The following is a 25706-nucleotide window of genomic DNA, read 5'->3' as shown; positions in this document are numbered from 1 at the left end:
GGTGTCAGCCGAGCGAGAACGTGGCGCGCTGTGCCGCGGACAGATCGGTGATCTCGCTCCACTTACCCGCGACGTCTTCGACCGAGGGCACCTCGGAGAACGTCACGCCCTCGTTCTGGAACAGCGCTGCCCGTTGCACTTTGCCGCCGCCGACGATGAACACCGATGCGGTCTCGGGCAGTTCCTCCGTGCACAGGTACGCGACCACCGGGGCGACGTACTCGGGGGTGAGCTTCTCGAAGACCTCCGGCGGCAGGATGTCCTGCGTCATCCGGGTGGCCGCGATGGGCGCCACGGCGTTGGTCTTGATGTTGTACTTCGCGCCCTCCTGGGCCAGGGTGTTGATCAGCCCGACGAGGCCGAGCTTGGCAGCACCGTAGTTGGCCTGACCGAAGTTGCCGAAGAGGCCGCTGGTCGAGGTGGCCACGACGACGCGGCCAAAGTTGTTCTCGCGGAAGTGCGGCCATGCCGCGCGGATCACGTTGTAGCCACCGTAGAGGTGCACCTTGAGCACGGCGTCCCAGTTCGCGAACTCCATCTTGTGGAACGTGCCGTCGCGCAGGATGCCCGCGTTGCTCACCACACCGTCGACCTTGCCGAACTCGTCGATCGCGGTCTTGATGATGTTCTCGGCGCCCTCTTGTTCGGCCACCGAGTCGTAGTTCGCCACGGCGCGGCCGCCTGCGTCCTTGATCTCCTTGACCACCTCGTCGGCCATGTTGTGGCCGGCGCCGGTGCCGTCACGTGCACCGCCGAGATCGTTGACGACGACGCTGGCGCCCTCCCTGGCAAGGGTCAACGCATATTCTCGCCCGAGCCCGCCTCCGGCACCGGTGACGACGATGACACGATCCTGCACTCCTGGCATGGGGTTCCTTTCTCAGAACAGCCGTTTCGCGAGCTTCAAAGCCTTCTCTGTATACGGGGGGTAGATGAACGCGCCGACATCGGGTCGGGTCGGCTTGGTCATCACGGTCTTCTTGTGGCTGAACTGCTCGAAGCCGAACTTGCCGTGATAGGCACCCATACCCGACGGACCGACACCACCGAACGGGAGCTTGTTGGTGGCGAAATGGAACAGCAGGTGGTTGACCACCATGCCGCCGGCCGCGACCTCTTTGATCACCCGTTCGCGAATGCTCTTGGTCTTCGTGAACAGGTAGGCGGCCAGTGGTTTGGGCCGGGAATTCACGAAACTGATTGCGTCGTCGAGGGATTGGACGGTCATGATCGGCAGGATCGGGCCGAAGATCTCGTCGGTCATCAGCGATTCGGCGGGGTCGGGATCGACCACGACGGTGGGCTGGATCTTGATCGTCGACGCGTCCGAACCGCCGCCCGCGACGACAGTGCCCTTGGTCGCCGCCAGCGATGCGGTGAGCCTGGCGAAGTGGCGCTCGTTGACAATGCGCTTTCCGCCGGGGTTGTCCGCCTCGAATGTCGCGACGGCGTCCTTGATCTTGTCGACGAGCTCGTCGCGGATCTTGGCATCGGCGAGCACGTAGTCCGGCGCGATGCAGATCTGACCTGAGTTGATCAGCTTGGTCCAGGCGATGCGCTTGGCCGCGACGTCGATGTCCGCATCAGCGGCCACGATCACCGGGCTCTTTCCCCCGAGCTCGAGGGTGACCGGTGTCAGATGCGGTGCGGCGGCCTCATAGACCTTGCGGCCGATCTCGGTGCCGCCGGTGAAACAGATGTGGTCGAAGCCCTGCGCGATGAGTTCCTGGCTGCAGGAGGCGTCGCCCTCGATGACGGCGATCGCGTCCTTGTCGAGATACTTCGGCACCAGCTCGGCCATCAGTGCCGACGACGCCGGGCACACCTCGGACGGTTTCATGAGCACGGTGTTGCCCGCTGCGATGGCGCCGACGGCGGGGCCGAGCGTCAGGACGAACGGGAAGTTCCACGCGCCGATGACCAGGACGGTGCCGTACGGCTCGTATTCGACCCAGCCGCGGCCGGGCAGCTGCGACATCTCCAGCAGCCGGTACTTGCGGCGCATCCATTTCTTGACGTTGCGCGCCGCATCCTTGGCCTCGCCCGCGGTGCTGGCGATATCGGCCAGCCAGGCTTCGAACGGACCGCGACCCAGATCTTTCTCGAGGGCCTCCATGATGGCGCCCTCGTTGTCGTTCATCATTTTCTCCAGCGCCAGCAGCTGCTGCTTACGCCACTCGACGCTGCGGGTTCGGCCGGACGCGAACGTCTCCCGCAGCTTGCGGACGGTGCCGGGGATATCGGGGGTGGTCTTGGCCTCAGTGGCGGCGAATTCGGTGGTCATGGTGGGTGTCCTTCCTGACCCTGGGAACACCCGATACTAACCAACCGGTTGGGCAGCGCTGAAGGGGCAACTTTGTGCCCCTCGCGTCGTCCGTTCGGGCGGTCAGCCCGACTTCTCGCCGGTGACGAACGACGAGAACGCGTCGTCATCGGATAACTCGGGCGGCAAGACCCACCGGTCGAGCCGGCGCATCTCGTCGGCAGACGTCGCGGCCGATGCCTGCCATCCGTGCGCGTTGAGCCACTCGGCCACGTCGGCGCGGTCGGGGTCGTTGTACATCAGCTCGGCGACATCGGGCGCATCCTGCATCCCGAACTGCGCGGCGATGCGCTCGAACTTCTCCCGGAACTCGGCCCGCCGGTCGTCGGAGCGGTGGCCGACGGTCTCCGCGGCCACGCGGCTGCCAGCGGCACTGAGCGCGGTGATCTGCTCGAACAACCGGTCCTGGGCTTGCGCGGGCAGATACATCAGCAGGCCCTCGGCCAACCAAGCGGTCGTGGCGTCGGCGTCGAACCCGGCTTCGCGCAAGGCATTCGGCCAATCCAGCCGAAGGTCGATGGCCACCGCGTTGCGCTTGGCCGACGGCAGCACGCCGTGCTCAGCCATTCTCGCGGCCTTGTATTCGAGGACCTTGGGCTGGTCGATCTCGAAGACGACGGTGTCGGCCGGCCAGTCCAGCCGGTAGGCCCGCGAGTCGAGGCCCGACGCCAGGATCACGACCTGGCGGATGCCTGCCGCCGCGGCGGCGGCGAAGAACTCATCGAAGAAGTGGGTGCGCACGGCCTGGTAATTGCCCATGTGCTCGAAGATCGCGGCGACCTCGGCATCGGCCTCGGCGACCTTGGCGGCGAACTCCTCGTTGCGCACGATGTCCCAGACCCCCGGGCCGACGCCGGCGACCAGCACCTCGGCATAGGGATCGCGGATCAGGGGATCGGCCTTGGCGGTCTCACCGGCGCGGGCCGCCGCCACCATGACTGCCGTCGACCCGACGCTGGTCGCGATGTCCCAGGTGTCGTCGTGCGTGCGCAATGAGCTCATGGCGTCATGCTAGCCAGATACCGGCGAAAAGTTAGTTGAGCTATACGAACTGTGGGAGAGGCAACACTCAGTCGCTGAATTGCCAGAGCTTGCCGGCGAGCAGCAGCTCGAACTTCTCAACGACCCCGGAGAGCTCGTCGTGACCGCCGACGAATCCCGCGTAGAAGCCGATACCCCACATCATCGCGACCAGCATCTCGACGAGGTCGCTGACGTCCGTGTCGGTTGTGAGCTCACCTGTCTTGATTGCGTCGTCGACCGCCCAGGCGATGAACTCGCGTGAATTACGCAACGAATCGTGCTCGTCACCACTCAGTTCCGGATGCCGCTGCGACTCCAGCACGGAGGTCACGAGAAAGGCTGCCGCCGAACGGTCTTCGGAATCGGCCTGGATCGCCGCGGTGAAGAACGCGGACAACCGATTCAGCAGGTTCGTTTCGGACTTCGCCCGCGCCTGGCCCGCGCTAACTACCTGCGCATCTGTTTGCTCGACAACCTGGGCCCACAGCACCCGCTTACTCGCGAAGTAGTGGTTGATCGCCGGACGGGTCAAACCGGCACGGATGGCGATCGCCTGGAAGGTGGCGGCGTCGTACCCGAGTTCGCTGAAGACCTCGCGCGCGGCTCCTATGATGCGCTCCCGCGTTTCGGCGGCCTTCGCTGCGGGCGGACGACCCGGACCCCTACTCGCGGTGTGTTGCGGCACAGTCAAATTGTGCCACAGCCCACTGGTGGGCCTGCGCGGTATTACCTGCGGCGTTCCCAAGATCGTCAGTTCAGCAAAGAAATGGGAGTCGCAACACCGAAGGTCGGCGTAGAGATTCGATTGTCTGAGCACTAGGGTGCCGTCCCATGGCCAGCGTCGTTTCTCGGGAGGCCTACTTCGAGACCGGCCTCGATGTGCTGTCCGATCTCGGCTATGGGGGGCTCAAGCTTGCAGAGGTTTGTCACCGTCTCGGTGTCACGACCGGATCCTTCTACCACTACTTCACCAATTGGCCGACCTACACCAAGGAACTGGTCGCGCACTGGGTGCAGGAGCGGACCGTGCTGGTGATTCAGGCGGTGCGCGGCGAGACGGACCCGCGCCGCCGCATCGACACCCTGATCAAGGTGGCACTGGGCCTGCCCCACGGCGCGGAGGCGGCGATCCGGGTATGGAGCTCGCTGGATCCGCATGTGCACGAGGTGCAGGCCATGGTCGACCGGCAGCGATTCGACATCATGTACTCCTCGGCGTTGGAGATCCTGCAGATCAAACGGCAGGCGGAGGTCTTCGCCGCATGGTCGGTGTATGTGCTCGTCGGTTACGAGCAGTCCGCCCTGCCCCCCGACCCGGATGCATTGGCGTGGATCGCCGGACAGATTCGCGGCAAGCTCGACAACGACGGGTTCGCTTCGGTGCCCGACAGTGACTGACGCAGCGCCCGCCACCGAGCCGGTCGAGGTCGAGCACGTTGTCGCGATGCTGCGGGAGCGTCTGTACGGGGCGATCTCGTGTCTGGCGACGCTGGCGATTCTGGCGCGGTACAGCGATGAGGAAACCAGCGCCTTGGCAAGGATCCTCGATATCGCGGTGGCCACCGGCGGTCTGTGGGCCGCCAGCCTGCTGTCGCACTTCGTGGCGCAGATGGCGGTGTTCGGTAAGGCACCGCGGGGGCGGCACTGGATCCAGCTCCTGCAGGCGTCAGGTCAGATTCTCTGGGCCGCCGTTCCCCCGGTGATCGTCTTGCTGCTTGCGGTATTCGACCTCCTCGATACCGACACCGCGATGTGGATCGGGATGTGGACGCTGGTGGGCGAGCTGGGCGTCATTGCGTTTCTCGCCATGCGACGCACCCGGTTGCCGTGGTGGCAGCAGGCGCTATCGGTCACCGGGCTGGTCGGCCTCGGGCTGCTCGTCGTCGGCATCAAGACGCTCGCGCACTGACATGACGAACCTGTGGCGTCGCGCGGTCGATCGGCTTCGTCAGCGCGATCCCGAATTCGACGCGCTGCGGCGCGCCGTGCGCGCGGCGCTCGTGTTGCCGGTCGCGGCGGCGTTCGGGTTCGCCGTCGGCGATTCGCAGACCGCGCTGTTCAGCATCTTCGGCTCGGTGGCACTGCTCATCCTCGTGGACTTTCCCGGAAACCGTCCGGCCCGGGCACTCGCCTACTTCGGGCTCGGCATCAACGGCTTCGTCCTGATCACCCTCGGGACGCTGGTGGCCGACCATCCGTGGATCAGTGTCGCGGTGATGTTCGTCCTCGGTGTGGTGGTGACGTTTTCCGGTGTACTCAGCGAGATCGTCGCCGCCGGCCAGCGGGCCACCCTGCTGACGTTCGTGCTGCCCGCCTGCACACCGGTCGGCCCGATCGGCGATCGTCTGCTCGGTTGGATCGTCGCGCTGGCGGTGTGCGTGCCCGCCGCCCTGTTCCTTCTCCCGCCGCGCCATCACGACGAGTTGCGCCGTTATTCGGCACTGGTGTGCACCCGGCTGGCCGACACCTTGGAGGGCAGCGGAAGCGCCAAAGACGCGACCCGCGCGATGAATTCGCTGTGGGAGAGCTTCCTCGGCGCTGACTTCCGCCCGGTCGGGCTCACCGCGGGCAGCCGGGCGCTGGTGCGGGTCGTCGACGACCTCGGCTTCCTGGCGGACCGCATCACCGACGACACCGGCCGCCAACTCGGGGACCTCAAGCCACCGTTGGTGCGCGTGCTACGGGATTGCGCTGCCGTACTCAGTGTTTCCGAACCCTCGGCTCGTGCGGCCCGAGGCACGGATCTCAACTCCGCACTGGCCGAGTTGCGATCGATCGCACAGGGCCGCTATCGCGAAGACATCCTCGAGATCCTCGGAGTGCCCGACGACGCGGCGGCCGTGGATGTCGGGCGAAAGCTGTTGGGGCGACGCACCTTCTCGGCCACCGTCGGTGTGACCGGCCGGATCATCCGCAACGCCGCCGAGGCCGACGCGCGTCCGGTCTGGGCGCGGGTCCTCGGCCGACGCCTGCCGCCCACGGGAACCGCCGACTGGGTGATGCCGGAGACTGCGGCGGTCGCGGCGATCACCAAGGGACTGGTCGCCACCCGGGCGGTGGTGCTGCGCAGCAGTCTGCGCACCGGTCTCGGCTTGGCTCTCGCCGTCGCCGTCACCCAGGTGTTCCCACTGCAAAACGGCTTCTGGGTCGTGTTGGGCGCCATGTCGGTGCTGCGCAGCAGTGCGCTGTCGACCGGCACCCGCGTCGTGCGGGCGGTCGCGGGTACCACGCTCGGCTTCCTCCTGGGTGTGGTCGTCATCGAACTGGTAGGGGTCGACCCGATCGTCATGTGGGTCCTGCTCCCGGTGGTGGCGTTCGGTTCGGCGTTCGTGCCGGAGGTCGCGTCGTTCATCGCCGGTCAGGCGGCGTTCACCATGATGGTGCTGATCATCTTCAACCTGATCAGGCCGACGGGTTGGAGCGTCGGGCTGATCCGCATCCAGGACGTCGTCATCGGCGCTGGAGTGGGCATCGTCGTTTCGGTCCTGCTGTGGCCGCGCGGAGTACGCACCCGGGTGTCGAAGGTCATCGACGCGTCCTTCGCCGTCGGCGCGTCGTTCCTCACGGCGGCCGTACTGCGGGTCACCCGCGGTGCGTCCGAAGAGGCCACCGATAGGGTCATCGCGCTCAGTCACGATGCACTGGAGGCTTCCCGCACCGTGGACGACGCTGTGCGACAGTATCTTTCGGAGAGCGGCGGGGCCGCCGACGTCCGGGCTCCGATCGTCCGGCGGGCCAACCGCGCGGTCCGCTTGCGCGCTGCGGCCGAATTGATCGCCGACGTCGTCCCACCACCGCACGGTGTGTACCCGCGTACCCGCGCGGTGCTCGAGAGTCACACCGAAGCGGTGTGCCGTCACGTCACCGGCGGCTCAGCCGGGACGGCGCTGGACCCGATCAGCGACGACTTCGTGATCGCGCTGCGCGCCGACGCCTCCGATGACGAACTGGCCGTTGCGGCGGCGCTGCCGTTGGTCACCACCGCCGCGCACATCGGGGAGCTGGAGCTCCTCTATCCGAGAAGCGATTCCAGCGACCACGACGATCTCAGCGTCAAACACGGTGCGGCATGAGCGCGTCCGGCGGAATGGCGCCGAACTTGCCGTTGTGGTAATCCTCGAGCGCCTCGATGAGTTCCGTCTTGGTGTTCATCACGAACGGTCCGTACTGGAACACGGGGTCACGGATGGGCTCGCCGCCGAGCAGCAGGACCTCGAGTGCGGGCCGGTGCGAATCTTGGCCGGCTTCGGCGCTCACGGTGATCCGGTCGCCCGGCCCGAGCACGGCCAACTGTCCCTGGTGAATCGGATGACCGACCGGCCCGATCGCGCCACGGCCCGAGAGCACGTAGGCCAGCGCGTTGAACTCGCGGTTCCAGGGCAGGCTCAACCGTGCTCCGGGCTGGATCGTGCTGTGCGCCATGGTGATCGGAGTGTGCGTCGCACCCGGGCCCTGATGTCCGGCGACGTCGCCCGCGATGAGGCGGACCAGCGCCCCACCGTCGTCGGAGGACAGCAGTTTGGCCTGGGTTCCTTCGATCGCCTGGTACCTCGGCGTGGCGAACTTGTCCTTGCGCGGCAGATTCACCCATAGCTGGATGCCGTGGAACAGGCCGCCGCTTTCGACCAGTTCGGCCGGCGGCGTCTCGATGTGCAGGATTCCCGAGCCCGCGGTCATCCACTGGGTGGCACCGTCGGTGATCAATCCGCCGCCGCCATGCGAATCCTGGTGCGCGAAGCGCCCGTCCAGCATGTAGGTGACGGTCTCGAACCCGCGGTGCGGGTGCCAGTCGGTGCCTCTGGGCTCACCCGGTTCGTATTCCACCTCGCCCATCTGGTCCATGTGGACGAACGGATCGAGGTCGGCGCTGCTGACGCCGGCGAACGCGCGCACGACGGGGAAGCCCTCACCTTCGTATCCGCGCGGACCGGTGGTGACCGACCGGACGGGACGTTCGGTATCAGACTGTTGGGCCGCGGCGATCCGCGGCAGTGTCAGGGTGTCAGCGGTGATGGCAGGCATGCCCCGACTAACCGGACCGTAGTCCGAATTATTCCAATGCGTCCAGCGCCGCTGCGCGCGCCTGCGCCGCAGTGCTCGCCGCGAGCACGGCGTCGGCCGCGTCACGACACTGCTGCAGCGACACCTGAGCGAGTTTGGCGCCCACCCCCTGTACGGCCGCGGCGGCCGCCGACAACGACGTCACACCCAAGCCCGCAAGCACGCAGGCGAGCAGGGGATCCGCGGCGGCTTCCCCACACACACCGACGGGCTTGCCCACCGACGCGCCCGCCCTCGCCGCCATGGCCACCAAGGTCAGCACCGCCGGCTGCCACGGGTCCGTGAGCGCGGCGAGTTCGGCCGACATGCGGTCGGCGGCCATCGTGTACTGCGCCAGATCGTTGGTGCCGATCGACAAGAAGTCCACGTGCTCGAGAATGCGGTCGGCCAGCAGAGCAGCAGCCGGCACCTCGATCATCACGCCCGGTGTCAAACCGTGCGAACGGACCTGCGCGGCAAAGTGTTCGGCTTCGGATGCCGTCGCGATCATCGGTGCCATCACCCACGGCGGGTTGCCGGTGCGATTGCCCGCGGCGGCAATGGCCTCGAGTTGACGGTCCAGCAGAGCCGGATTGATGCCCGCGACCCGGATGCCGCGCACACCGAGCGCCGGGTTGGCCTCGTTGGGATGCTCAGCGAACTTCAGCGGCTTGTCCGAACCCGCGTCCAGTGTCCTGACCACCACCTTGTGCCCGGCGAATGCGTCGAGCACCTCGGCATAGATGTCGGTCTGCTCATCGACGGACGGCTCGGTCTCGCGATTGAGAAAGCACAGTTCGGTGCGGAACAACCCGATGCCCTCGGCCGCGGTGTCCCTGGCGGCCCGCGCGGCGGCGCCGTCCTGCACGTTGGCAAGGACCGCGACCGCGTGACCGTCGCAGGTGGCACCGGGACCGGACCATCCCGCGGCGCGTTCGGCGTCTCGGCGCGCCGCCTCCACGGCCTCGCCCGCGGCCGCCGGGTCCGGCGTGACGGTGACGGTTCCCGCGGTGCCGTCGACGAGCACCATCGTGCCGGCCTCGACGGCGTCCAAGCCCTCGACGGCGACGACGCACGGGATGCCGAGCTGGCGCGCGATGATCGCCGTGTGGCTGGTGGGTCCACCCAATGTCGTGGCCAACGCGACGACGAGCGCGGGGTCCAGACCTGCGGTGTCGGCCGGAGCGAGGTCGTCGGCGCACAGGATCGACGGCGCCGCGGGCACCGGCACGCCCGGCTCGGGCAGCCCCTTCAGTTCTGCGATCACGCGGTCGCGAATGTCGCGCAGGTCCGTGACCCGTTCGGCCATCAGCCCGCCGAGTTTGGTGAACATCTCGGCGAACTGGTCCACCGCGCCGATCACCGCGCGTACCGCGGGCGCGCCGGTGGCGATGCGCTTCTCGGCGGCGGCCAGCCATGCCCGGTCCTGCGCCAGGATCGCGGTGGCGGCCAGCACCTCCGAGGCGGCGCCGGTCGCGTGCGCCGCGCGGTCGCGCAGCCGCGTCGCGACCGCCGATGCGGCGGCGGCGAAGCGGGCGGCCTCCGCGGGCCGGTCCGGTTCGGCGACGTCGCCCGCGTCGTCGATGGACGAGGGCAGCCGGCCCGGCCGGATCACCGGCGCGTAGGCCACGCCGGGCACCACCGGGACACCACGAAGGGCGGTGCCGGGCAACAGTGACGTGTTCGCGGATGAGGCGGTCATGTGAACCAGATTACAAGAAATGGTTGACAAGTCAACACAAACAGTAGTAAAACCAATTAAATCAACATTCATAAGCGCGGTTACCCACACATACGGAGCACCATGTACGCCGAAGAGCGACAGCAAGCGATCGCCTCGCTGGTGATCGCCAACGGCCGCGCCTCGGTCGCAGAACTGGCACAGGCCCACGACGTCACCACCGAGACGGTGCGGCGTGACCTCGCCGCACTCGAGAGGGCCGGCGTCCTGCGGCGCGTGCACGGCGGCGCGGTTCCGGTGCGCGCGCTGCATCTCGTCGAGGCCGGCGTTGGCGAACGAGAAGCCACCCGAGCCGAACACAAGGACGCCATCGCGGCGGCCGCCGCCGAACTCCTCCCCCAAGACGGCTCCACCGTCCTGTTGGACGCGGGCACCACCACCGCGCGCATCGCCGCCCACCTGCCCACCGATCGCGAACTGGTCGTGGTGACCAACTCGATACCCGTCGCCGCGCGCCTGGCCGCACTGCCCTCGGTCTCGCTGCAACTGCTCGGCGGCAGGGTGCGCGGTGTCACGCAGGCCGCGGTCGGTGAACAGACACTGCGGGTGCTCGACACGCTCCGCGTGGACCTGGCGTTCATCGGAACCAACGGCATCAGCGTCCGGCACGGTCTGTCCACGCCGGACAGCGACGAGGCCGCGGTGAAGCGGGCCATGGTGAACGCGGCGAATTATGTCGTGGCCGTGGCGGACTCCTCCAAGATCGGCCGCGAAGACTTCGTCAGTTTCGCGCCGCTGTCCAGTGTCGACACCCTGATCACCGACGCGGAGATCACCGGCGCCGACCGCGCACAACTCACCGACCACGGCGTCGAAGTGGTGATCGCATGATCGTCACCGTCACGCCCAACCCGAGCATCGACCGCACCGTCACCCTCACCACACCGCTGACACGCGGCAGCGTGCACCGGGTCACCTCGGTCACCACCGAAGCGGGTGGCAAGGGCGTCAACGTCGCGCGCGCGTTGACGGCGGCCAGCGTCAAGGCCGTCGCGCTGCTTCCCGCACCCGTGGCCGATCCATTGATCACCGCTCTGCACAACGCCGCGGTGCCGTTCCGGTGCGTACCCACCGACACCCCGGTACGGACCAACCTCGCGATCACCGAAAAGGACGGGACCACAACCAAACTCAACGAACCCGGCGGTGCACTCGACGGCGCTGCCGTCGACGCCCTCACCCAGTCCGTGCTCGCCGCGGCGGAGTCAGCGTCCTGGGTGGTGTTGTCGGGTTCGCTCCCGCCGGGAGTCCCCGACCACTGGTACGCCGACGTCGTGGCACGGCTCGCCGCGTTCGGATGCCGAATCGCCGTCGATACCTCCGACGCCCCGTTGACGGCTCTCGTTCAGTCATTCGGCCGCGCCGCTCCCGACCTGATCAAACCGAACGCCGAAGAACTCGCCGGTGTCATCGGCCTCTCGCCGCTGGCTTTGGAAGCCGCTGTCACCCAGGGCGATCCGGAACCGGTGATCTCAGCAGCCCAGCAGTTGATCGATCGGGGTGTCGGCGCGGTGCTCGCCACCCTGGGCGCCGCGGGCGCCGTCCTGGTCGACGACAACGGCGGCTGGTTCGCCACCCCGCCTCCCGTCACGCCGCGCAGCACCGTCGGCGCCGGTGACGCCTCCCTCGCCGGATACCTCCGAGCCGAAGTCGGCGGCGCGACCCCACCACAGCGACTGCAGATGGCGGTCGCCTACGGCAGCGCCGCCGCCGCGCTACCCGGATCGGCTCAGCCCCACCCCGCCGATCTCGACCTCGATGCCGTCCACGTGACACCCGTAGTCCCCGCAACCGATCCGAAAGTAGTGCCATGACGACAGACGTCTCCATCATCAGCACCGATCTGGTCCTGCTCGACACCGACGCAGGCGAAGACAAGCAGGCCGTGATCCGCAGGCTGGTGCAGCGCCTCGCCGATGCCGGACGCTCCACAGACGCCGACGGCCTGTTCGACGCCGCGATGGCGCGTGAGCAGCAGTCAGCCACCGGGCTGCCCGGTGGTATCGCGATCCCGCACTGCCGCTCGCCGCACGTCGACACCGCTTCGATCGGTTTCGCGCGGCTGAACCCGCCCGTCGATTTCGGCGCACCCGACGGACCCGCCGACCTCGCGTTCCTGATCGCCGCCCCCGAGTCCGGCGGCGCCGAGCACATGAAGTTGCTGTCCAGTCTCGCGCGCGCACTCGTGCGCAAGGAATTCGTGGAGTCGTTGCGGCAAGCATCCACCCCCGACGAGGTGGTCACGCTCGTCGACGGTGTGTTGAACCCCGAAAAACCATCTGCCACAAAGGAATCTGCTCCCAAGCGAGCCAAGACGCTGCTCGCGGTGACCGCCTGCCCCACCGGTATCGCGCACACCTACATGGCCGCCGACTCGTTGGTCGCGGCTGCCAAGAAGGCCGGCGCCACGCTGCACGTCGAGACGCAGGGATCCTCCGGCAGCACCCCGCTGGACGCGGAGACAATCGCGGCGGCCGACGCCGTCATCTTCGCCACCGATGTGGGCGTCAAGGACAAGCACCGCTTCGCCGGTAAGCCCGTCGTCGCCTCCGGGGTCAAACGGGCGATCAACGAACCGGACAAGATGGTGGCCGAAGCCCTTGCCGCCGCGGCCGATCCGAACGCCGCCCGCGTCGAGGGAGGCGCCGGTCCGTCCGCGCCGAGCGGCGCAGCCCGGGCCGGCGACGTCGGCTGGGGCACCCGCACGCGTCAGATCCTGCTCACCGGCGTGAGCTACATGATTCCGTTCGTCGCCGCGGGCGGTCTGCTGATCGCGCTCGGATTCCTGCTCGCCGGATACGACATCGCGAACACTCCGGACGGGGCCGAACCGCTGTCGTTCGGCATGAACTCGCTGGGCAGCCATATCGCCACCGAGAACACGTTGACCAACCTGCCCTCCGGCGGCCTGCTCCAATACCTCGGTGCGGTGCTGTTCACCCTCGGCGGGCTGGCCTTCATGTTCCTGGTGCCCGCGCTGGCCGGCTACATCTCGTTCGCGATCGCCGACCGGCCGGGCATCGCCCCCGGATTCACCGCGGGCGCGGTCGCCGTGTTCGTCGGCGGCGGCTTCATCGGCGGCATCGTCGGCGGTCTCATCGCCGGCTTCACCGCACTGTGGATCAGCCGGATTGCCACCCCGCGATGGCTGCGGGGTCTGATGCCGGTCGTGATCATCCCGCTGTTCGCCTCACTGGCCGTCGGCCTGCTGATGTTCCTGTTGCTCGGCCGTCCGCTGGCCGCCATCACGTCGGGCCTGACCAACTGGCTCGGCGGCATGACCGGCAGCTCCGTCATCATCCTCGGCGTCATCCTCGGCCTGATGATGTGCTTCGACCTCGGCGGCCCGGTCAACAAGGCGGCCTACGCGTTCGCCACCGCCGGGCTCAACGTCGCCGACCCCGCCTCGCTGCGCATCATGGCCGCGGTGATGGCCGCGGGTATGGTTCCCCCGCTCGCGATGGCGCTGGCCTCGGCGGTCCGGCCCACGCTGTTCACCGAGCCGGAGCGGGAAAACGGCCGGGCCGCTTGGCTTCTCGGCGCCTCCTTCATCTCTGAGGGCGCGATCCCGTTCGCCGCGGCCGATCCGCTCAGGGTGATCCCGTCGATGATGTTCGGCGGCGCTAGCACCGGTGCGATGATCATGGCGTTCGACGTCACACTGAAGGCTCCGCACGGCGGGATCTTCGTCTTCTTCGCGATCGGGAACCTGCTCTGGTTCCTCGTCGCCCTCGCGGCGGGCACCGTCGCGGGCGCACTCGCCGTCGTCGCCGCCAAGCAGTTCATCAAGCCCAGCACGCAAACCGAAGAGGCGCCCGCGCTCGCGGCCGTCTGAGTCCAACCCACCATTGAAGGAGAACCATGCCCAGCAAGACCGTCATCGTCGGATCGGCCATCGGTCTACACGCCCGCCCCGCGGCGATCATCGCCGAGGAAGTGGTCAAGGCCGGAGTGCCTGTCACGCTCTCGATGGACGGCGGCGAGCCCGTCGACGCAGGATCTGCGCTGATGATCATGACGCTGGGCGCAGGCAACGGCGCCGAGGTGACCGTCGACTGTGACGACGCCGCCGTGCTCGCCACCGTCGCGGGATTGGTACAGCAGGACTTGGACGCCTAGGACGCCCGATCTCACGTGCTCACGTGCCCCGAGCCAAGATTGCGGACTTGACCCCCTTCGACGCCCCTTAAGATTGGCTGCGTGCAATCCGGCAGTTCGCTTGACGTGACAATTTGTGCTGCCCCGGGGCCCGTTGAGGGTTTGCTGTGGGGGCACCGGCATACTGCCACGTGGTCGAAAATCGGGGGAGGTGCGTAACGAGTGCACCGTATTGGTGTGCTGCTGGCGGTGCTGTTGCTCGCACTGGTCAGCGCTCCTCCGGCAGCGGCTATCGAGCCACCCAAGATCGATCCGGCGGCGCTGCCGCCCGACGCGACGGGCCCCGACCAGCCCATGGAACAGCGCCGCGTCTGCTCCGCCCCGACGGCGTTTCCCAACTCGAATTTCGCCGACAAGCCATGGGCGAACGACTACCTGCGCCTAGCTGAGGCACAGAAGTTCGCCTCGGGTGCGGGCATCACCGTCGCGGTCATCGACACCGGGGTCAACGGCTCACCGCGCGTCCCCGCAGAACCCGGCGGCGACTTCGTCGACCAGGCCGGCAACGGGATGTCGGACTGCGACTCCCACGGCACGCTGACGGCATCGATCATCGCGGGCAGACCGGCGCCGACGGACGGCTTCATCGGGGTCGCGCCCGACGCCCGCATCCTGTCGCTGCGGCAGACCTCGGAAGCCTTCCAAACCGTGGGTGCACGCACCGACCCCAATGACCCGAACTCGACGCAGACCGCCGGTTCGTTGCGCAGCCTGGCCCGCGCGGTGGTGCACGCGGCCAACCTCGGCGCACAGGTCATCAACATCAGCGAGGCCGCCTGTTACAAGGTGACGAGGCTCATCGACGAGGCAGGGCTGGGCGCCGCGATCAACTACGCGGTCAACGTCAAGGGCGCGGTCATCATCGTGGCGGCGGGCAATACCGGCCAGGACTGCAGCCAGAACCCACCACCCGATCCCTCGATACCCGCGGACCCGCGCGGCTGGAAGCAGGTGCAGACGATCGTCAGCCCGGCGTGGTACTCGCCGCTGGTGCTGACCGTCGGCGGCGTCGCCCAGAACGGCCAACCGAGTACGTTCTCGATGTCCGGACCATGGGTGGGCGCTGCGGCGCCCGCCGAGAATCTCGTCGCGCTCGGCTACGACGGGCGGCCGGTCAACGCGCTGACTGGTCAAGACGGTCCGATTCCGATCAGCGGCACCTCGTTCGCCGCCGCCTACGTATCCGGGCTGGCCGCGCTGCTCAAACAACGGTTCCCCGTACTGACACCCGCTCAGATCATGAACCGGATCACCGCCACCGCACGACATCCGGGCGGAGGCGTCGACAACTACGTCGGTGCGGGCGTCATCGATCCGGTCGCCGCGTTGACGTGGGACGTGCCGGCCGGACCGCGCGAGGTACCCTATCAGGTCAAGGAAGTCCCGCCACCGGTGTACATCCCGCCACCGGACCGGGGACCGATCACCGCTGTCGTCGTGATCGGCTTCGGTCTGGCCCTGGCGCTCGGACTCGGCGCCCTTGCCCGGCGCGCGCTGAGGCGCCGATGAGCGGCTTCACGTCCATGTTCGGGCTGCGCCTCACGACAGGCCATGCCATCTGGGCGGCGGTGCTGATACCGGCCGTCATCCTCTTGTTCATCCGGCTCGACCTGCTCTGGGTCGGGATCACCCTGGCGGTGATCATCGCTCTCGCAGCGGTTTTGACGGTTCGTGGCCGACGGCTAACCGGCTGGATCGCGGCGGTGTTCGCGTGGCGGCGGCGCCACCGCAGAGTCCCCGAGAAGCCGTCCGAGCCGGCCGTCGGGGCCACCGTCATGCCCGGCGATCATGTCGCGGTCCGCTGGCAGGACGGCTACCTGATCGCGGCAATGGAACTCGTCCCGCGGCCATTCACTCCGACGGTGATCGTCAACGGCGAGGCCTTCACCGACGATGTCGTCGACACCCGGCTCGTCGAGCGGCTGCTCGCGGCGCACTGTCCCGATCTCGAAGCCGACGTGGTGTCGGCGGGCTATCGAGTGGGAAAGACCGCGCCGTCGAGCCTGGTGGCGCTGTACGAGCAGGTCGTGGGGCCCTACCCGGCCCCGGCCAATCGACGCACCTGGATCGTGCTGAGGGCCGATCCCGAGCACACCCGCAAATCCTCACAGCGGCGCGACTCCGGCGTCGCGGGACTGGCGCGGTATCTGGTGGCGTCGACCACACGGATTGCAGATCAGTTGGCCGGCAACGGAATCGATGCCCAGCCGAGCCGCAGCTTCGACGACTTCGACCGCGCGACCGAGATCAGCTTCGAACGCGAGACCTGGTCGGCGATCAAGGGACGCAGCACCTTCACCGCCGCATACACCGCACCCGGCGGCCCCGACGTCTGGTGGTCGGCGCGCGCCGACCACACGATCACGCGGGTCCGCATTCGGCCCGGTGCGGCTCCCACCGCCACCGTGTTGTTGACGACGCTGGCGAATCCGACTACCCCGCGCGGATTTTCGTGCCTATTCGGCGGGCAGCGGGCCGCGTTGCTCGGCATCAGCCCCGTCAACGACCGGCACTACGAACTGCCGGTCGGTTCTGCCGGGGTGCTCGTCGGCGAGACCGCCGACCGCTATCCGGTGTACATGCCGTTCGACGACGTCGACGTGAGCATCAACGTGGGCGACGCCCGATTGTTCACGCAGTTCGTCGTGCGATCGGCCGCAGCAGGCGCGGTCGTCACCCTGCTCCCGCAGTTCGCCGAGTTTGCGGCTTCCGTCAACGGCCACATCGGCCAGGAGGCCAAGGTCGCGTGGCCGAACGCCACCACATATCTTGGCCCACACCCCGGCATCGGACGAGTTGTGTTGCGCGACAATTTCATCCAGACACCACGCCATCGTCAGCTGCCAATCCGACTGATCAACCCGCGTGAGGAGAGCCGCTACCAGATGGTGCTGGAGAGCTGAGCGATGTCGGTCCAGCGGGTCAACCCCGGTTCGCTCATCAGCCAAGCCGCGGAGATGAAGGGCCAGAACTGGCACAACCCCGCTGAGGACGCCGTAGCGCCCCCGGACGCGGTGCCCTCGACGGTCGACGCGATCGCCAACCTCAACCAGAACGCGCGATCGCTCAAAGAGTTCGAGGAGTGGGCGAAGGTCGAGAATCAGCGCATCGCCGAGATGCTCGAGATCGCCGCGCAGGCCTACCAGAAGGTCGACGACGAGTACGGCATCGCGCTCGACAATCCCGAACGGGCCGCTGCCGTCGACACCATCAGCATTCCTTCTCCGCCGACACCAGCGCCCGAAATTCCCTCTCCCGCAGACACTCCGAGGCTTCTCGACGCCAGCGGATACCGCAACGTCATCCAGACGCAAATCGAACTGAGCGCACCGGACACCGGCGCTTCGCTGAAGAACGCGATGCTGTACTGGTCCGCGGCGTCCAACCGGGTCAAGGGCAACAAGCCAAAACCGCCCCCCGGCGACTGGGAGGGCGACGCCGCCGACGCGGCCTACGCGCGAATGACCGCGTTCGGTAACTGGCTGGCGCAGCTGTCGCAGGCGTGGCACGACTTGGCCGAGGCCGCATCGAAGATCCTCAACGCACATGAGACGGCAAAGGCCGCGCACGCTCCCATCTACGACGAATACGTCGCGCTGGAAGCGCGCATAAAGGAGCTCGCCGGCTCGCCCGGGCCGCACGCCGGGATTCAAAGACAGATCGATCTGGCCCGCCGGCGGTTGGAGGAGCTGCAGGCGCTGTCCGACGAGGTACGCCAGCAGTACGCCGGCGAGGCGACGTTCACACCGGTGCGGCCGGCGGATCCGCCGTTCAAACCGACCGACAGCTTCGCCCCCGGGGCGGGCGGTGGCGGTGGCGGCGGCGATCAGCCCGCCGGTGATCCGGCAGCAACGGCACAGCAGATGGGCGAGTCGATGGGCACCTCGCAGCAGCAAGCAGGTGCGGGGCAGGGTGGCGGCTCCGGTGGAGGATCGCCATCCGGCGGCGAACCACCCTCGGGCGCAGGCCCTTCCGGGGTCAGCCCAGGCGGATCGGAAGGCGAAGGACCCCAGCCGGGCACGCCGAGGGCAACCAGCGACCCGAGCCTGCGCCCCGCGGCAGGTGGCGGATCGGGCGGCGGCTCAGGCGGTGGCGCCGGCGGCGGCGGATCGGCACCCCTGTCACCCGCGGTGTCGGCCGAGACCGTAGCGCCCGCCCCACCCGTGCCGATCGCCACGGCGCCCGCGGCTGCCGCGTCCGCGCCGGGTGGCATGGCCGGCGGGATGGGCGGCATGGCACCCATGCACGGGGGGCACGGCGCACAGCAGGGCAAGGAGAAGCGTCGCGATCCGCGCACGGCACCCGACGAGGATCTGTACGTTGAGGACCGCCCGTGGACCGAGGGCGTCGTCGGTAACCGCCGCCGCCGCGAAGTGCAGGACGGCAGGCCGCGCGCACACGACGACGAGCAGGACGACGACGAGTGACCGACAACATGCATCCCGACGTGGCCGCTGTGCTGCAGCAGGCGCGGCGGCTGCAGTCGCTGATGGACGAGCAGCTGCACAAGATGAAGAACGAGACGTTCACCGCCACCGACGACGCCGAAACCGTCGAGGTGACGCTCAACGGCCACCACCACCTCACCGGGACCTTCATCGCGGACGGTCTGCTGCGGTTGGGTGCACCGACGGTCGAGCAGCGGCTCAACGAGGCTCTTCGGAAGGCCACCGACGCCGCGTCCACGTCGATCGAGCTCGACAGGGACCGTATCGACGCCGTCGTCGCCGATATCACCGCGGGTCTGCAGAAAGACTGAGCCCTAGTATCGTTCGTTCGTGGCGAACCGCGATCACGGCGACCCGGGCGATGCCCCCTCGGTCCCTCCCCCGCTCACCGAAGTGGCGAATCCCACCCGCCCGTCCGCGGCCGAGGAGGCCCGCACCATCGCGGCCTCGACCAATACGGGCACGCTTGCCACGCTGACTGCCGACGGCGATCCGTGGGCGTCGTTCGTGACGTACGGATTGCTCGGCGGCGCACCGGTGCTCTGCGTGTCGAACCTCGCCGAGCACGGTCGTAATCTCGCGGGCGACCCGAGGGCCAGCATCGCGATCGTCGCGCCGAGCTCGGAGTCCGATCCGCTGGCCAGCGGCCGCGTGACCCTGGCCGGCGTAGTCGAAGCCCCGACGGGCGACGAGTTGACCGGGGCCCGCGACGCACATCTGGCTGCGGTCGCGGCCGCCAAGTATTACATCGACTACAGCGACTTCACGCTCTGGGTGTTGCGCGTGCAGCGGGTGCGCTGGGTCGGTGGCTACGGGCGAATGGAGTCGACCACCGGCGAGGACTACTCCGCTGCCTCGCCGGATCCGGTCGCGCCGCACGCGGCGGGGGCGATCGCTCATCTGAACGCCGATCACGCCGACTCGCTCGCCGCGATGGGCAAGGCGCTCGGTGGTTATCCGGACACCACCGCGGCGACCTGCACCGGCGCCGACCGCTACGGCCTCGATCTGCGGCTGACGACCGAGCGTGGCATCGCCTACACCCGGATCGGTTACGCCGATCCGATCGATTCGTACGACCAATTGCGTTCGGCGACCGTCGAGCTGGCGCGTCGCGCCCGGGCGGACTGAAATAACATCGCCCTATGGCAGATGCGAGCGCACGCCCCGAGACCTGGCCAGCAGCGTTCGAGCTGATCCGAACCCGCGGTTACGAGCACCGCGAGGAACCCTTCAAGCTGGCCAGCGGTCAGCTCAGCCACGACTACATCGACGGCAAGTACGCCATCGACAACGGGGAACGCCTGACGATCGTCAGCCGCGCCATCGCCGACCTGGCCGCGCTGAACGGGATCGAGTTCGACGCGGTCGGCGGGCTCACCATGGGCGCCGACTCGATCGCCATCGGCGTCGCGATGGTCACCGGTAAGGCCTGGTTCTCCGTGCGTAAGGAACAGAAGTCACGCGGTCGCGAACAGTGGATCGAGGGGACCAGGCTCGAGCCCGGAACCCGGGTGCTGCTCGTGGACGACGTGATCAGCACCGGCGGTTCGACCGAGATCGCACTCGAGCGCGTCGTCTCCGTCGGCGCCGTCGTCGCCGGCGTGATCCCGATGGTGGATCGCGGCGACGTCGCGGCCAAGCGCTTCGCGAAACGAAATGTGCCGTTCGCCGCCCTGGTCACCTACCGCGACCTCGGCATCGAACCCGTCAAGGACGTCTGACCCCTGCGACCACCAGCACACCGCCGGGCTCGACGCCGACCGTGACCGGATCGCCAGGGCTCAACGACCTGGCAGCCGCACCCGATATCTGGGCGTTGATCACCGAACCGTCCGGCATCGCGACGTAGACCCGCGAGATCGGTCCCAGGAACGCGATCGAGCTGACCTTGGGCATTCCAGCACCGCCGGCCGGCCCGGCGGTGACGGTGACAGCCTCCGGGCGCACCATCGCCAGCCCGGGACCCGACGTGATCGAACCGGGCAGCGTCGGCACCGCGGTGCCGAGCAGCTGCGCGCGACCACCCGAAACCTGCACGGGCACTTTGTTGTTCAACCCCACGAACTCCGCGACAAACGGTGTGGCCGGGGTGGCGTACAGGTCGGCGGGCGTGGCCAGCTGTTCGAGGCTGCCCTGATTCATGACACCCACGCGGTCGGCGACGGCTAGCGCCTCCTCCTGATCGTGGGTGACGAACAGCGTCGTGATGCCGACCTCGAGTTGCACCCGACGTATCTCGTCACGCAACTGCGCGCGGACCTTGGCGTCCAGCGCCGAAAGAGGCTCGTCGAGCAGCAGCACCCGCGGCTGGATCGCCAGCGCACGCGCCAGCGCAACACGTTGCTGTTGCCCGCCCGACAACTCGTGCGCGTACTTTGCCTTGTGCGCACCCAAGCCGACCAGGTCGAGCATATCGGCGGCTCGAGATGTCCTCTCGCGCTTGTCTTTACCGCGCATCTTCAACCCGAATGCGACGTTGTCGAGCACGGTCAGGTGCGGGAAGAGGCTGTACGCCTGGAACACCATGCCCATGTCGCGCTTGTTGGCAGGCACGCGGCTGACATCGCGACCGCCGATGGACACCGTGCCCGACGTGGCGTCGTCGAGGCCCGCGAGGATGCGCAGCGCGGTGGTCTTGCCGCAGCCCGACGGACCAAGCAGCGCAACCAGTTCGGACGGTTCGATGTGCAGGGTCAGCCCGTCGAGAGCCTTGACGTCGCCGTACACCCGTGTCAGGCCGGCCATATCGACGGCCGTGCCTGATGTTCTCGCGTTCATGCGGTCACTCCTTGGACTCGTCTGCGCCCGCGTGTCACCAGCGACAGGACAAGCAGCAGCACGAAGCCGAACAACAACACCGCCAGCGAGGCGGCCACCGACGTCGGACCGTCCGTCTTTCCGATCGCGACGATCTGCACCTGCAGCGTCTGGAACCCGGACAGCGACGCGATCGTGTATTCGCCGAGCACCACCGCAATCGAGATGAAGGCGGCGGAAAGGATCCCGGACCAGATGTTGGGCACCACGATCCGCAGTATCGTCGTCCCCCATCCCGCTCCCAGCGACCGTGCCGCTTCGGTGAGGGTCTGCAGGTCGATCGACGACAACGCCGCGTCGAGCGCGCGGTAGGCGAACGGCAACACCAGCACCACATAGACGAACGTCAGCGTCAGCGGGGATTCACCCAGGAAGTACGCCACCCACAGGTACACATTGCGTAGCCCGACCACGATCACCAGCGCGGGGATCGTCAGCGGCAGCAGGCACAAGAACTCCACTGTGCCCCTGGCCCACGGCGAGCGCAGTCGCACCCAGATCATCGTCGGGACCAGGATCACCAGCGTCGCAACGACTGTGAACACGGCAAGCAGCAGAGAGACCACGATCGCCCGATACAGCGCGTCGTCGGTGACGAGGTTCGTCCAGGCCTGCCATGTGCGGCCGTCGTTGACGAGTCGGCGGGTGGAGAAATCCGCCATGGCGTAGAGCGGGAACAGGAAGAACAGGCCGAACAACACCCAGAGCCCGGCGCGCGCTGGACGTTTCATCGCAGCCACCGCGCCGTACGCCGCACCAGGACGTTGTAGGCCGCCATCACCACCGCGACGACGACGATCATCTCGAGCGCGAGCGCGTAGGCGAACCCGGACTGACCGAGCACCACCTCACTGGTCAACGCGGACCGAATGAGCAGGGGCACGATCGGGCTGCCCTGGCTCACCAACGCCGCTGCGGTCGCGTAGGCGGCAAAGGCGTTGGCGAACAACAGCAATGCCGATCCGAGGAAAGCCGGCGTCAGCAGTGGTACGGCCACCTCACGGAAGTACTGCCACTTCGACGCGCCGAGACTGACGGCGGCTTCGCGCCATTGCTCGCGGAGGCCTTCGAGTGCGGGCAGGAAGACGATCACCATCAGCGGGATCTGGAAGTACGTGTAGACGAGAATCAGCCCGGCCAGGCCGTAGAGCCATCCCGAGCCGGACAGATTCCAGCCAAAGGCCTCCTGCACCCACACTGTCAGCACTCCGTTGATGCCGATCGTCGCCAGGAACGCGAAAGCCAGTGCCACACCCCCGAACTGAGCCAGCACGCTGCACAACGAGATCACCGTCCTGCGCACCATCGACGTGGGCGGGCTGCTCACGATCAGCCACGCCAGCACCGCTCCGAGCACCGCGCCGATGATCGCCGTGCTGGCCGACAGCAGGACGCTGGACCACAGCGCCCCGAGCGCTGCCGACGAGAAGAGCGCGCCGATGCGGCTGAGGGAGAACGCGCCGTCCACGACGAACGCGTTGACGATCACCGTCACCGTCGGGATCACCAGGAACACCACGACGACCGCGAAGAACGGCAGCAGCGGCAGAGCCCCTGTGATTCGGTTGCGTAGTTGGGTTCCGCCCGGCACGTCAGCCGATCGCTTCAGCCCAGTTGTCGGAGAGATACGCAGTGGCCTTGTCGGTCTGCTCGGGGCTCGGCACGGTGACCGGGCCGTCGATCACCGGGATCGACGCCGCGACCGCCTGATCCAGAGACCCGTCAGCCATCATGTTGTCCGCACGCACCGGACGCACACCACCTGCCGCGTAAAGGTTCTGACCCTCGTCGCTGAACAGGAACTCCTGCCACAGCCGCGCGGCCGCGGGATGCGGAGCGTCCTTGTTGATCGCCTGGTAGTAGTAGCCCGCGACCGCGTGGTCCGGCGGAACCAGCACCTGCCACGACGGGAGCTTCTTCGTCTCGACCGCGTTGAGATAGTTCCAGTCGATGACCACCGGGGTCTGGCCGGACTCTATCGTCGCCGGGGTCGGATCGACCGGCAAGAAGTTGCCGGCCTCGTTGAGCTTGCGGAAGAACTCCACCCCCGGCGCGATGTCGTCGGCCGAACCGCCCTGCGACAGTGCGACCATCAGCACACCGGAGAACGCGGCACCGGCCTGGGTCGGATCGCCGTTGAGTGCGACCTTGCCGCTGTATTCGGGCTTGAGCAGATCGTTGACCGAGGTGACCGGCGGCACCGTGGCGGAATCGAAACCGATCGACATGTAGCCGCCGTAGTCGTTGACCCAGGCCCCTTCACGCTCCTTGTACGCCATCGGGATGTCGTCCCATACCGCCACCTTGTAGGGCGCGAACATCGCGGTATTGGCCAGCGCCACCGACTGGCCCAGGTCGAACACGTCGGGGGCGGTGCTGCGACCCCGCTGCTGGTTCGCGGCGTTGATCTCCTCCTGGCTCGACGCGTCGGGCTGCCCCGAGTTCACCTTGATCCCGTACTTGTCCTCGAACGCCTTGATGATGGCAGCGTAGTTGGCCCAAGTAGGCGGCAGCGCAATCACATTCAGCTCACCCTCCTTCTTGGCGGCCTCGACCAGACCGTCCATACCGCCGAAGTCCTCGGCCGACGTGGCCGCACGGGCGTTGACCCCGGATTCTGTCTGCTCTTCCGCGTTGTTCTTCTCCGGAGGTGCGCAGCCGATCAGACCGGTGAGCAGAGCGACCGATGCGGCCGCGGCCGCCGTGAGGCGTGAGAACTTCATTGCCGAACCTTCCGATGGCCGGGAAGCGGCGCAGTGGCGCGGACATGACGGCTGTGCGACGCGGCGTGAAACGATTGCATATGCGGCGCTCGACCCTACCGTGATCACGCCAGACCGTGTGCCTGTTCACACGACTTCGGTTGCCGCCCATATGCGCAGGTAACAGCGATAGCATCAGTGTGTGGCCGAACGCGAAGCCTCGGGGGATTTCGATTACCTGATCGGCGACCTGCCCGAAGCGCCCTCGGAATCCGAGGACTCGGACGGCGACGAGGCGCTGCTGGAGTCGGCTCCGGCCGACGACTACGAACCGGCGCGGCACGACCACCCCCCGGGAGCGTTCGACGCCTTCGACGCGGACACCTGGTACTTCGAACCCGCGCCGGCACCCTGGTACCGCGGCAGGCATGTGCTGGCCTTGTGGATCGCCGCCGGCACCGCCGCGGCGGCGCTGGTGGTGTCGGCGGTTCTGTTGATCGTTCGCAACCCCGCTCCGGACGTGGACACCACGACGCCGACCGAGGCACCGTCGACCACGACGGCGGTGTCGACCGAACGGACGACCAGCAGCGAGGTGCCGCCGCCACCACCGCCTGAGACATCGGCCGAGCCCATCGACCCCGGCCCGGCGCAGACGGTGCGACCGCAGAACCCGCCGCCGCGCAGCACTCGGCCGCCCGAGATCGGGGTGACTCGCACACCGGTGACGCGGTCACCCATCAGCGTCGCACCCCAGCCGCGCGGACCACGCTGACAGCGGAATCACCCAGCGTTGATGCCCGCGGGCAGTTCGCCGTGGCGCACCAACTGGGCCTCAGGCAGCGTTCTCACCGACTTCCCACAGTGCGTCGATTGCCTCGAAGGCCCGGTTCAGGCTCGCGGCCGCAAGCGGTTTGAGCTCAGCCATCGCAGGATTGACATCCGCCATCGTCAGTTCGGCGACGATCAAGCGAGGCGACAGGCCCGTCATCGACACCGCATGGGGCAACCAAGATTCAGCGTGATCCCAACCCTCTCGGGGTGTTCCCGGACCGTAGCCGCCGCCGCGACTTTCGAGCACCACGAACTCGGTGTCGCCGAGCAGTCCTGCCCCCGTTTCGGCGTCAATCGACAACCCGGGCGCGACGATGTGGTCCACCCAGGCCTTGACCGTGCTCGGCGGGCCGAAGTTGTACAGCGCAAGTCCGAGCACAACCGTGTCGGCACGCTTGATCTCGCCGATGAGTTCGGCGGTCAGCGCCGGCGAGGTCGCGTCCCCGAGGTGCGGAATCGGGTCTTTCGCCAGGTCGCGATACACGACAGAGCCCTGCGGGTGGGCGTCGCGCCACCGCTGGACGGCACGAGCGGTGAGCCGCCGGCTGACGGACTGATCGCCCTGGACCGAGGAGTCGATGTGCAGCAACTGGTTCATCAGTGCCTCCTTCATAGAT

The 25706-nt window shown here is 67.8% G+C and carries 25 protein-coding genes; 14 read left to right on the top strand and 11 right to left on the bottom strand.

All coding sequences use genetic code 11. From position 1 onward, the window contains the following. Positions 1-4: 4 nt before the first annotated feature. From G6N36_RS22130 to G6N36_RS22115, 4 genes are all read right to left on the bottom strand, one after another. Positions 5-868 (bottom strand): SDR family oxidoreductase, encoded by an 864-nt coding sequence (locus G6N36_RS22130; RefSeq protein ID WP_163688970.1) that lies wholly within the window; start codon positions 866-868, stop codon positions 5-7. 12 nt (positions 869-880) lie between these two features. Then, positions 881-2284, bottom strand: a complete 1404-nt coding sequence (locus tag G6N36_RS22125) for an aldehyde dehydrogenase family protein (RefSeq protein WP_163688969.1) — start codon at positions 2282-2284, stop codon at positions 881-883. 102 nt (positions 2285-2386) lie between these two features. Next, complete coding sequence (locus G6N36_RS22120) at positions 2387-3325, bottom strand: class I SAM-dependent methyltransferase (protein ID WP_163688968.1); 939 nt, start codon at positions 3323-3325, stop codon at positions 2387-2389. Positions 3326-3392: 67 nt separating this feature from the next. After that, positions 3393-4031 (bottom strand): TetR/AcrR family transcriptional regulator, encoded by a 639-nt coding sequence (locus tag G6N36_RS22115; protein WP_179964835.1) that lies wholly within the window; start codon positions 4029-4031, stop codon positions 3393-3395. A gap of 146 nt (positions 4032-4177) precedes the next feature. Between G6N36_RS22115 and G6N36_RS22110 the strand changes: the two genes are divergently transcribed. From G6N36_RS22110 to G6N36_RS22100, 3 genes are read left to right on the top strand one after another with little or no spacing between them, the layout of a single operon-like run. Next, positions 4178-4744: a TetR/AcrR family transcriptional regulator gene (locus tag G6N36_RS22110; protein ID WP_163688967.1), complete on the top strand. Its 567-nt coding sequence runs from the start codon at positions 4178-4180 to the stop codon at positions 4742-4744. Continuing rightward, entirely contained in the window at positions 4737-5255 is a 519-nt protein-coding gene (locus G6N36_RS22105; RefSeq protein ID WP_163688966.1) for a hypothetical protein, read from the top strand. The genes G6N36_RS22110 and G6N36_RS22105 overlap by 8 nt, the downstream gene beginning before the upstream one ends. A 1-nt stretch (position 5256) precedes the next feature. Beyond that, positions 5257-7419 (top strand): FUSC family protein, encoded by a 2163-nt coding sequence (locus tag G6N36_RS22100; RefSeq protein WP_163688965.1) that lies wholly within the window; start codon positions 5257-5259, stop codon positions 7417-7419. On the opposite strand, the gene G6N36_RS22095 is transcribed toward G6N36_RS22100, so the two are convergent. Further along, the gene (locus tag G6N36_RS22095; RefSeq protein WP_163688964.1) at positions 7400-8368 is read right to left on the bottom strand and encodes a pirin family protein; all 969 of its coding nucleotides are present in this window, start codon (positions 8366-8368) and stop codon (positions 7400-7402) included. The two genes, G6N36_RS22100 and G6N36_RS22095, sit on opposite strands and share 20 nt — an antisense overlap. 28 nt (positions 8369-8396) lie before the next feature. Next, positions 8397-10088, bottom strand: a complete 1692-nt coding sequence (locus G6N36_RS22090) for a phosphoenolpyruvate--protein phosphotransferase (RefSeq protein ID WP_179964834.1) — start codon at positions 10086-10088, stop codon at positions 8397-8399. Between the two features lie 102 nt (positions 10089-10190). Here G6N36_RS22090 and G6N36_RS22085 point away from each other — a divergent pair, with 102 nt between their 5' ends. From G6N36_RS22085 to G6N36_RS22040, 10 genes are all read left to right on the top strand, one after another. Next, positions 10191-10958 carry a DeoR/GlpR family DNA-binding transcription regulator gene (locus G6N36_RS22085; RefSeq protein ID WP_163688962.1) on the top strand — a complete coding sequence of 256 codons (768 nt, stop codon included), beginning with the start codon at positions 10191-10193 and terminating at the stop codon, positions 10956-10958. Next, a complete protein-coding gene (locus G6N36_RS22080) occupies positions 10955-11941 on the top strand; it encodes a 1-phosphofructokinase family hexose kinase (RefSeq protein WP_163688961.1) in 987 nt (328 codons plus the stop codon). Before G6N36_RS22085 ends, G6N36_RS22080 begins: the two co-directional genes overlap by 4 nt. Next, positions 11938-13962, top strand: coding sequence for a PTS fructose transporter subunit IIABC (locus tag G6N36_RS22075; protein ID WP_163688960.1), 2025 nt, complete (start codon positions 11938-11940; stop codon positions 13960-13962). The genes G6N36_RS22080 and G6N36_RS22075 overlap by 4 nt, the downstream gene beginning before the upstream one ends. A 26-nt stretch (positions 13963-13988) precedes the next feature. After that, positions 13989-14246 carry an HPr family phosphocarrier protein gene (locus G6N36_RS22070; protein WP_163688959.1) on the top strand — a complete coding sequence of 86 codons (258 nt, stop codon included), beginning with the start codon at positions 13989-13991 and terminating at the stop codon, positions 14244-14246. Positions 14247-14447: 201 nt separating this feature from the next. Then, positions 14448-15794 carry a type VII secretion-associated serine protease mycosin gene (mycP, locus tag G6N36_RS22065; protein ID WP_163688958.1) on the top strand — a complete coding sequence of 449 codons (1347 nt, stop codon included), beginning with the start codon at positions 14448-14450 and terminating at the stop codon, positions 15792-15794. Next, on the top strand, positions 15791-17188 hold the full coding sequence (gene eccE, locus G6N36_RS22060) for a type VII secretion protein EccE (RefSeq protein WP_163688957.1): 1398 nt from the start codon (positions 15791-15793) through the stop codon (positions 17186-17188). Before mycP ends, eccE begins: the two co-directional genes overlap by 4 nt. A gap of 3 nt (positions 17189-17191) precedes the next feature. Beyond that, a complete protein-coding gene (locus G6N36_RS22055; RefSeq protein WP_163688956.1) occupies positions 17192-18712 on the top strand; it encodes a PPE domain-containing protein in 1521 nt (506 codons plus the stop codon). Further along, complete coding sequence (locus tag G6N36_RS22050) at positions 18709-19044, top strand: YbaB/EbfC family nucleoid-associated protein (protein WP_179964833.1); 336 nt, start codon at positions 18709-18711, stop codon at positions 19042-19044. The genes G6N36_RS22055 and G6N36_RS22050 overlap by 4 nt, the downstream gene beginning before the upstream one ends. 19 nt (positions 19045-19063) lie before the next feature. Next, a complete protein-coding gene (locus G6N36_RS22045) occupies positions 19064-19864 on the top strand; it encodes a HugZ family pyridoxamine 5'-phosphate oxidase (RefSeq protein WP_163688955.1) in 801 nt (266 codons plus the stop codon). A 14-nt stretch (positions 19865-19878) separates the two neighbouring features. Further along, a complete protein-coding gene (locus G6N36_RS22040; RefSeq protein ID WP_163688954.1) occupies positions 19879-20457 on the top strand; it encodes an orotate phosphoribosyltransferase in 579 nt (192 codons plus the stop codon). Here G6N36_RS22040 and G6N36_RS22035 read toward each other — a convergent pair. Genes G6N36_RS22035 through G6N36_RS22020 form a run of 4 tightly spaced genes read right to left on the bottom strand, consistent with a single transcriptional unit; the run spans position 20444 to position 24276 of the window. Further along, positions 20444-21514 (bottom strand): ABC transporter ATP-binding protein, encoded by a 1071-nt coding sequence (locus tag G6N36_RS22035; protein ID WP_163688953.1) that lies wholly within the window; start codon positions 21512-21514, stop codon positions 20444-20446. The genes G6N36_RS22040 and G6N36_RS22035 overlap by 14 nt on opposite strands. Further along, positions 21511-22284, bottom strand: a complete 774-nt coding sequence (locus G6N36_RS22030) for an ABC transporter permease (RefSeq protein ID WP_163688952.1) — start codon at positions 22282-22284, stop codon at positions 21511-21513. Before G6N36_RS22030 ends, G6N36_RS22035 begins: the two co-directional genes overlap by 4 nt. Next, positions 22281-23144, bottom strand: coding sequence for an ABC transporter permease (locus G6N36_RS22025; RefSeq protein ID WP_163688951.1), 864 nt, complete (start codon positions 23142-23144; stop codon positions 22281-22283). The genes G6N36_RS22030 and G6N36_RS22025 overlap by 4 nt, the downstream gene beginning before the upstream one ends. 1 nt (position 23145) lies before the next feature. Continuing rightward, on the bottom strand, positions 23146-24276 hold the full coding sequence (locus G6N36_RS22020) for an ABC transporter substrate-binding protein (protein ID WP_163688950.1): 1131 nt from the start codon (positions 24274-24276) through the stop codon (positions 23146-23148). 181 nt (positions 24277-24457) lie between these two features. Between G6N36_RS22020 and G6N36_RS22015 the strand changes: the two genes are divergently transcribed. Then, positions 24458-25030, top strand: a complete 573-nt coding sequence (locus G6N36_RS22015) for a hypothetical protein (protein WP_163688949.1) — start codon at positions 24458-24460, stop codon at positions 25028-25030. Between the two features lie 60 nt (positions 25031-25090). Here G6N36_RS22015 and G6N36_RS22010 read toward each other — a convergent pair whose 3' ends face one another. Beyond that, positions 25091-25687, bottom strand: coding sequence for an FMN-dependent NADH-azoreductase (locus G6N36_RS22010; protein ID WP_163688948.1), 597 nt, complete (start codon positions 25685-25687; stop codon positions 25091-25093). Positions 25688-25706: the final 19 nt, after the last annotated feature.

The organism is Mycolicibacterium gadium (genome assembly GCF_010728925.1).
In the GTDB taxonomy this organism is placed as follows: Bacteria; Actinomycetota; Actinomycetes; order Mycobacteriales; family Mycobacteriaceae; genus Mycobacterium; species Mycobacterium gadium.
The sequence above is the reverse complement of the archived record's forward strand: the minus strand, read 5'-3'. Positions and strand labels throughout refer to the sequence as shown.

What these genes read in the sequence shown, in the direction of transcription:
- G6N36_RS22130 (WP_163688970.1), bottom strand. Translation starts at nt 868, where the DNA reads ATGCCAGGAGTGCAGGATCGTGTCATCGTCGTCACCGGTGCCGGAGGC.
- G6N36_RS22125 (WP_163688969.1), bottom strand. Translation starts at nt 2,284, where the DNA reads ATGACCACCGAATTCGCCGCCACTGAGGCCAAGACCACCCCCGATATC.
- G6N36_RS22120 (WP_163688968.1), bottom strand. Translation starts at nt 3,325, where the DNA reads ATGAGCTCATTGCGCACGCACGACGACACCTGGGACATCGCGACCAGC.
- G6N36_RS22110 (WP_163688967.1), top strand. Translation starts at nt 4,178, where the DNA reads ATGGCCAGCGTCGTTTCTCGGGAGGCCTACTTCGAGACCGGCCTCGAT.
- G6N36_RS22100 (WP_163688965.1), top strand. Translation starts at nt 5,257, where the DNA reads ATGACGAACCTGTGGCGTCGCGCGGTCGATCGGCTTCGTCAGCGCGAT.
- G6N36_RS22095 (WP_163688964.1), bottom strand. Translation starts at nt 8,368, where the DNA reads ATGCCTGCCATCACCGCTGACACCCTGACACTGCCGCGGATCGCCGCG.
- G6N36_RS22090 (WP_179964834.1), bottom strand. Translation starts at nt 10,088, where the DNA reads ATGACCGCCTCATCCGCGAACACGTCACTGTTGCCCGGCACCGCCCTT.
- G6N36_RS22085 (WP_163688962.1), top strand. Translation starts at nt 10,191, where the DNA reads ATGTACGCCGAAGAGCGACAGCAAGCGATCGCCTCGCTGGTGATCGCC.
- G6N36_RS22080 (WP_163688961.1), top strand. Translation starts at nt 10,955, where the DNA reads ATGATCGTCACCGTCACGCCCAACCCGAGCATCGACCGCACCGTCACC.
- G6N36_RS22075 (WP_163688960.1), top strand. Translation starts at nt 11,938, where the DNA reads ATGACGACAGACGTCTCCATCATCAGCACCGATCTGGTCCTGCTCGAC.
- G6N36_RS22070 (WP_163688959.1), top strand. Translation starts at nt 13,989, where the DNA reads ATGCCCAGCAAGACCGTCATCGTCGGATCGGCCATCGGTCTACACGCC.
- eccE (WP_163688957.1), top strand. Translation starts at nt 15,791, where the DNA reads ATGAGCGGCTTCACGTCCATGTTCGGGCTGCGCCTCACGACAGGCCAT.
- G6N36_RS22055 (WP_163688956.1), top strand. Translation starts at nt 17,192, where the DNA reads ATGTCGGTCCAGCGGGTCAACCCCGGTTCGCTCATCAGCCAAGCCGCG.
- G6N36_RS22040 (WP_163688954.1), top strand. Translation starts at nt 19,879, where the DNA reads ATGGCAGATGCGAGCGCACGCCCCGAGACCTGGCCAGCAGCGTTCGAG.
- G6N36_RS22035 (WP_163688953.1), bottom strand. Translation starts at nt 21,514, where the DNA reads ATGAACGCGAGAACATCAGGCACGGCCGTCGATATGGCCGGCCTGACA.
- G6N36_RS22030 (WP_163688952.1), bottom strand. Translation starts at nt 22,284, where the DNA reads ATGAAACGTCCAGCGCGCGCCGGGCTCTGGGTGTTGTTCGGCCTGTTC.
- G6N36_RS22020 (WP_163688950.1), bottom strand. Translation starts at nt 24,276, where the DNA reads ATGAAGTTCTCACGCCTCACGGCGGCCGCGGCCGCATCGGTCGCTCTG.
- G6N36_RS22010 (WP_163688948.1), bottom strand. Translation starts at nt 25,687, where the DNA reads ATGAACCAGTTGCTGCACATCGACTCCTCGGTCCAGGGCGATCAGTCC.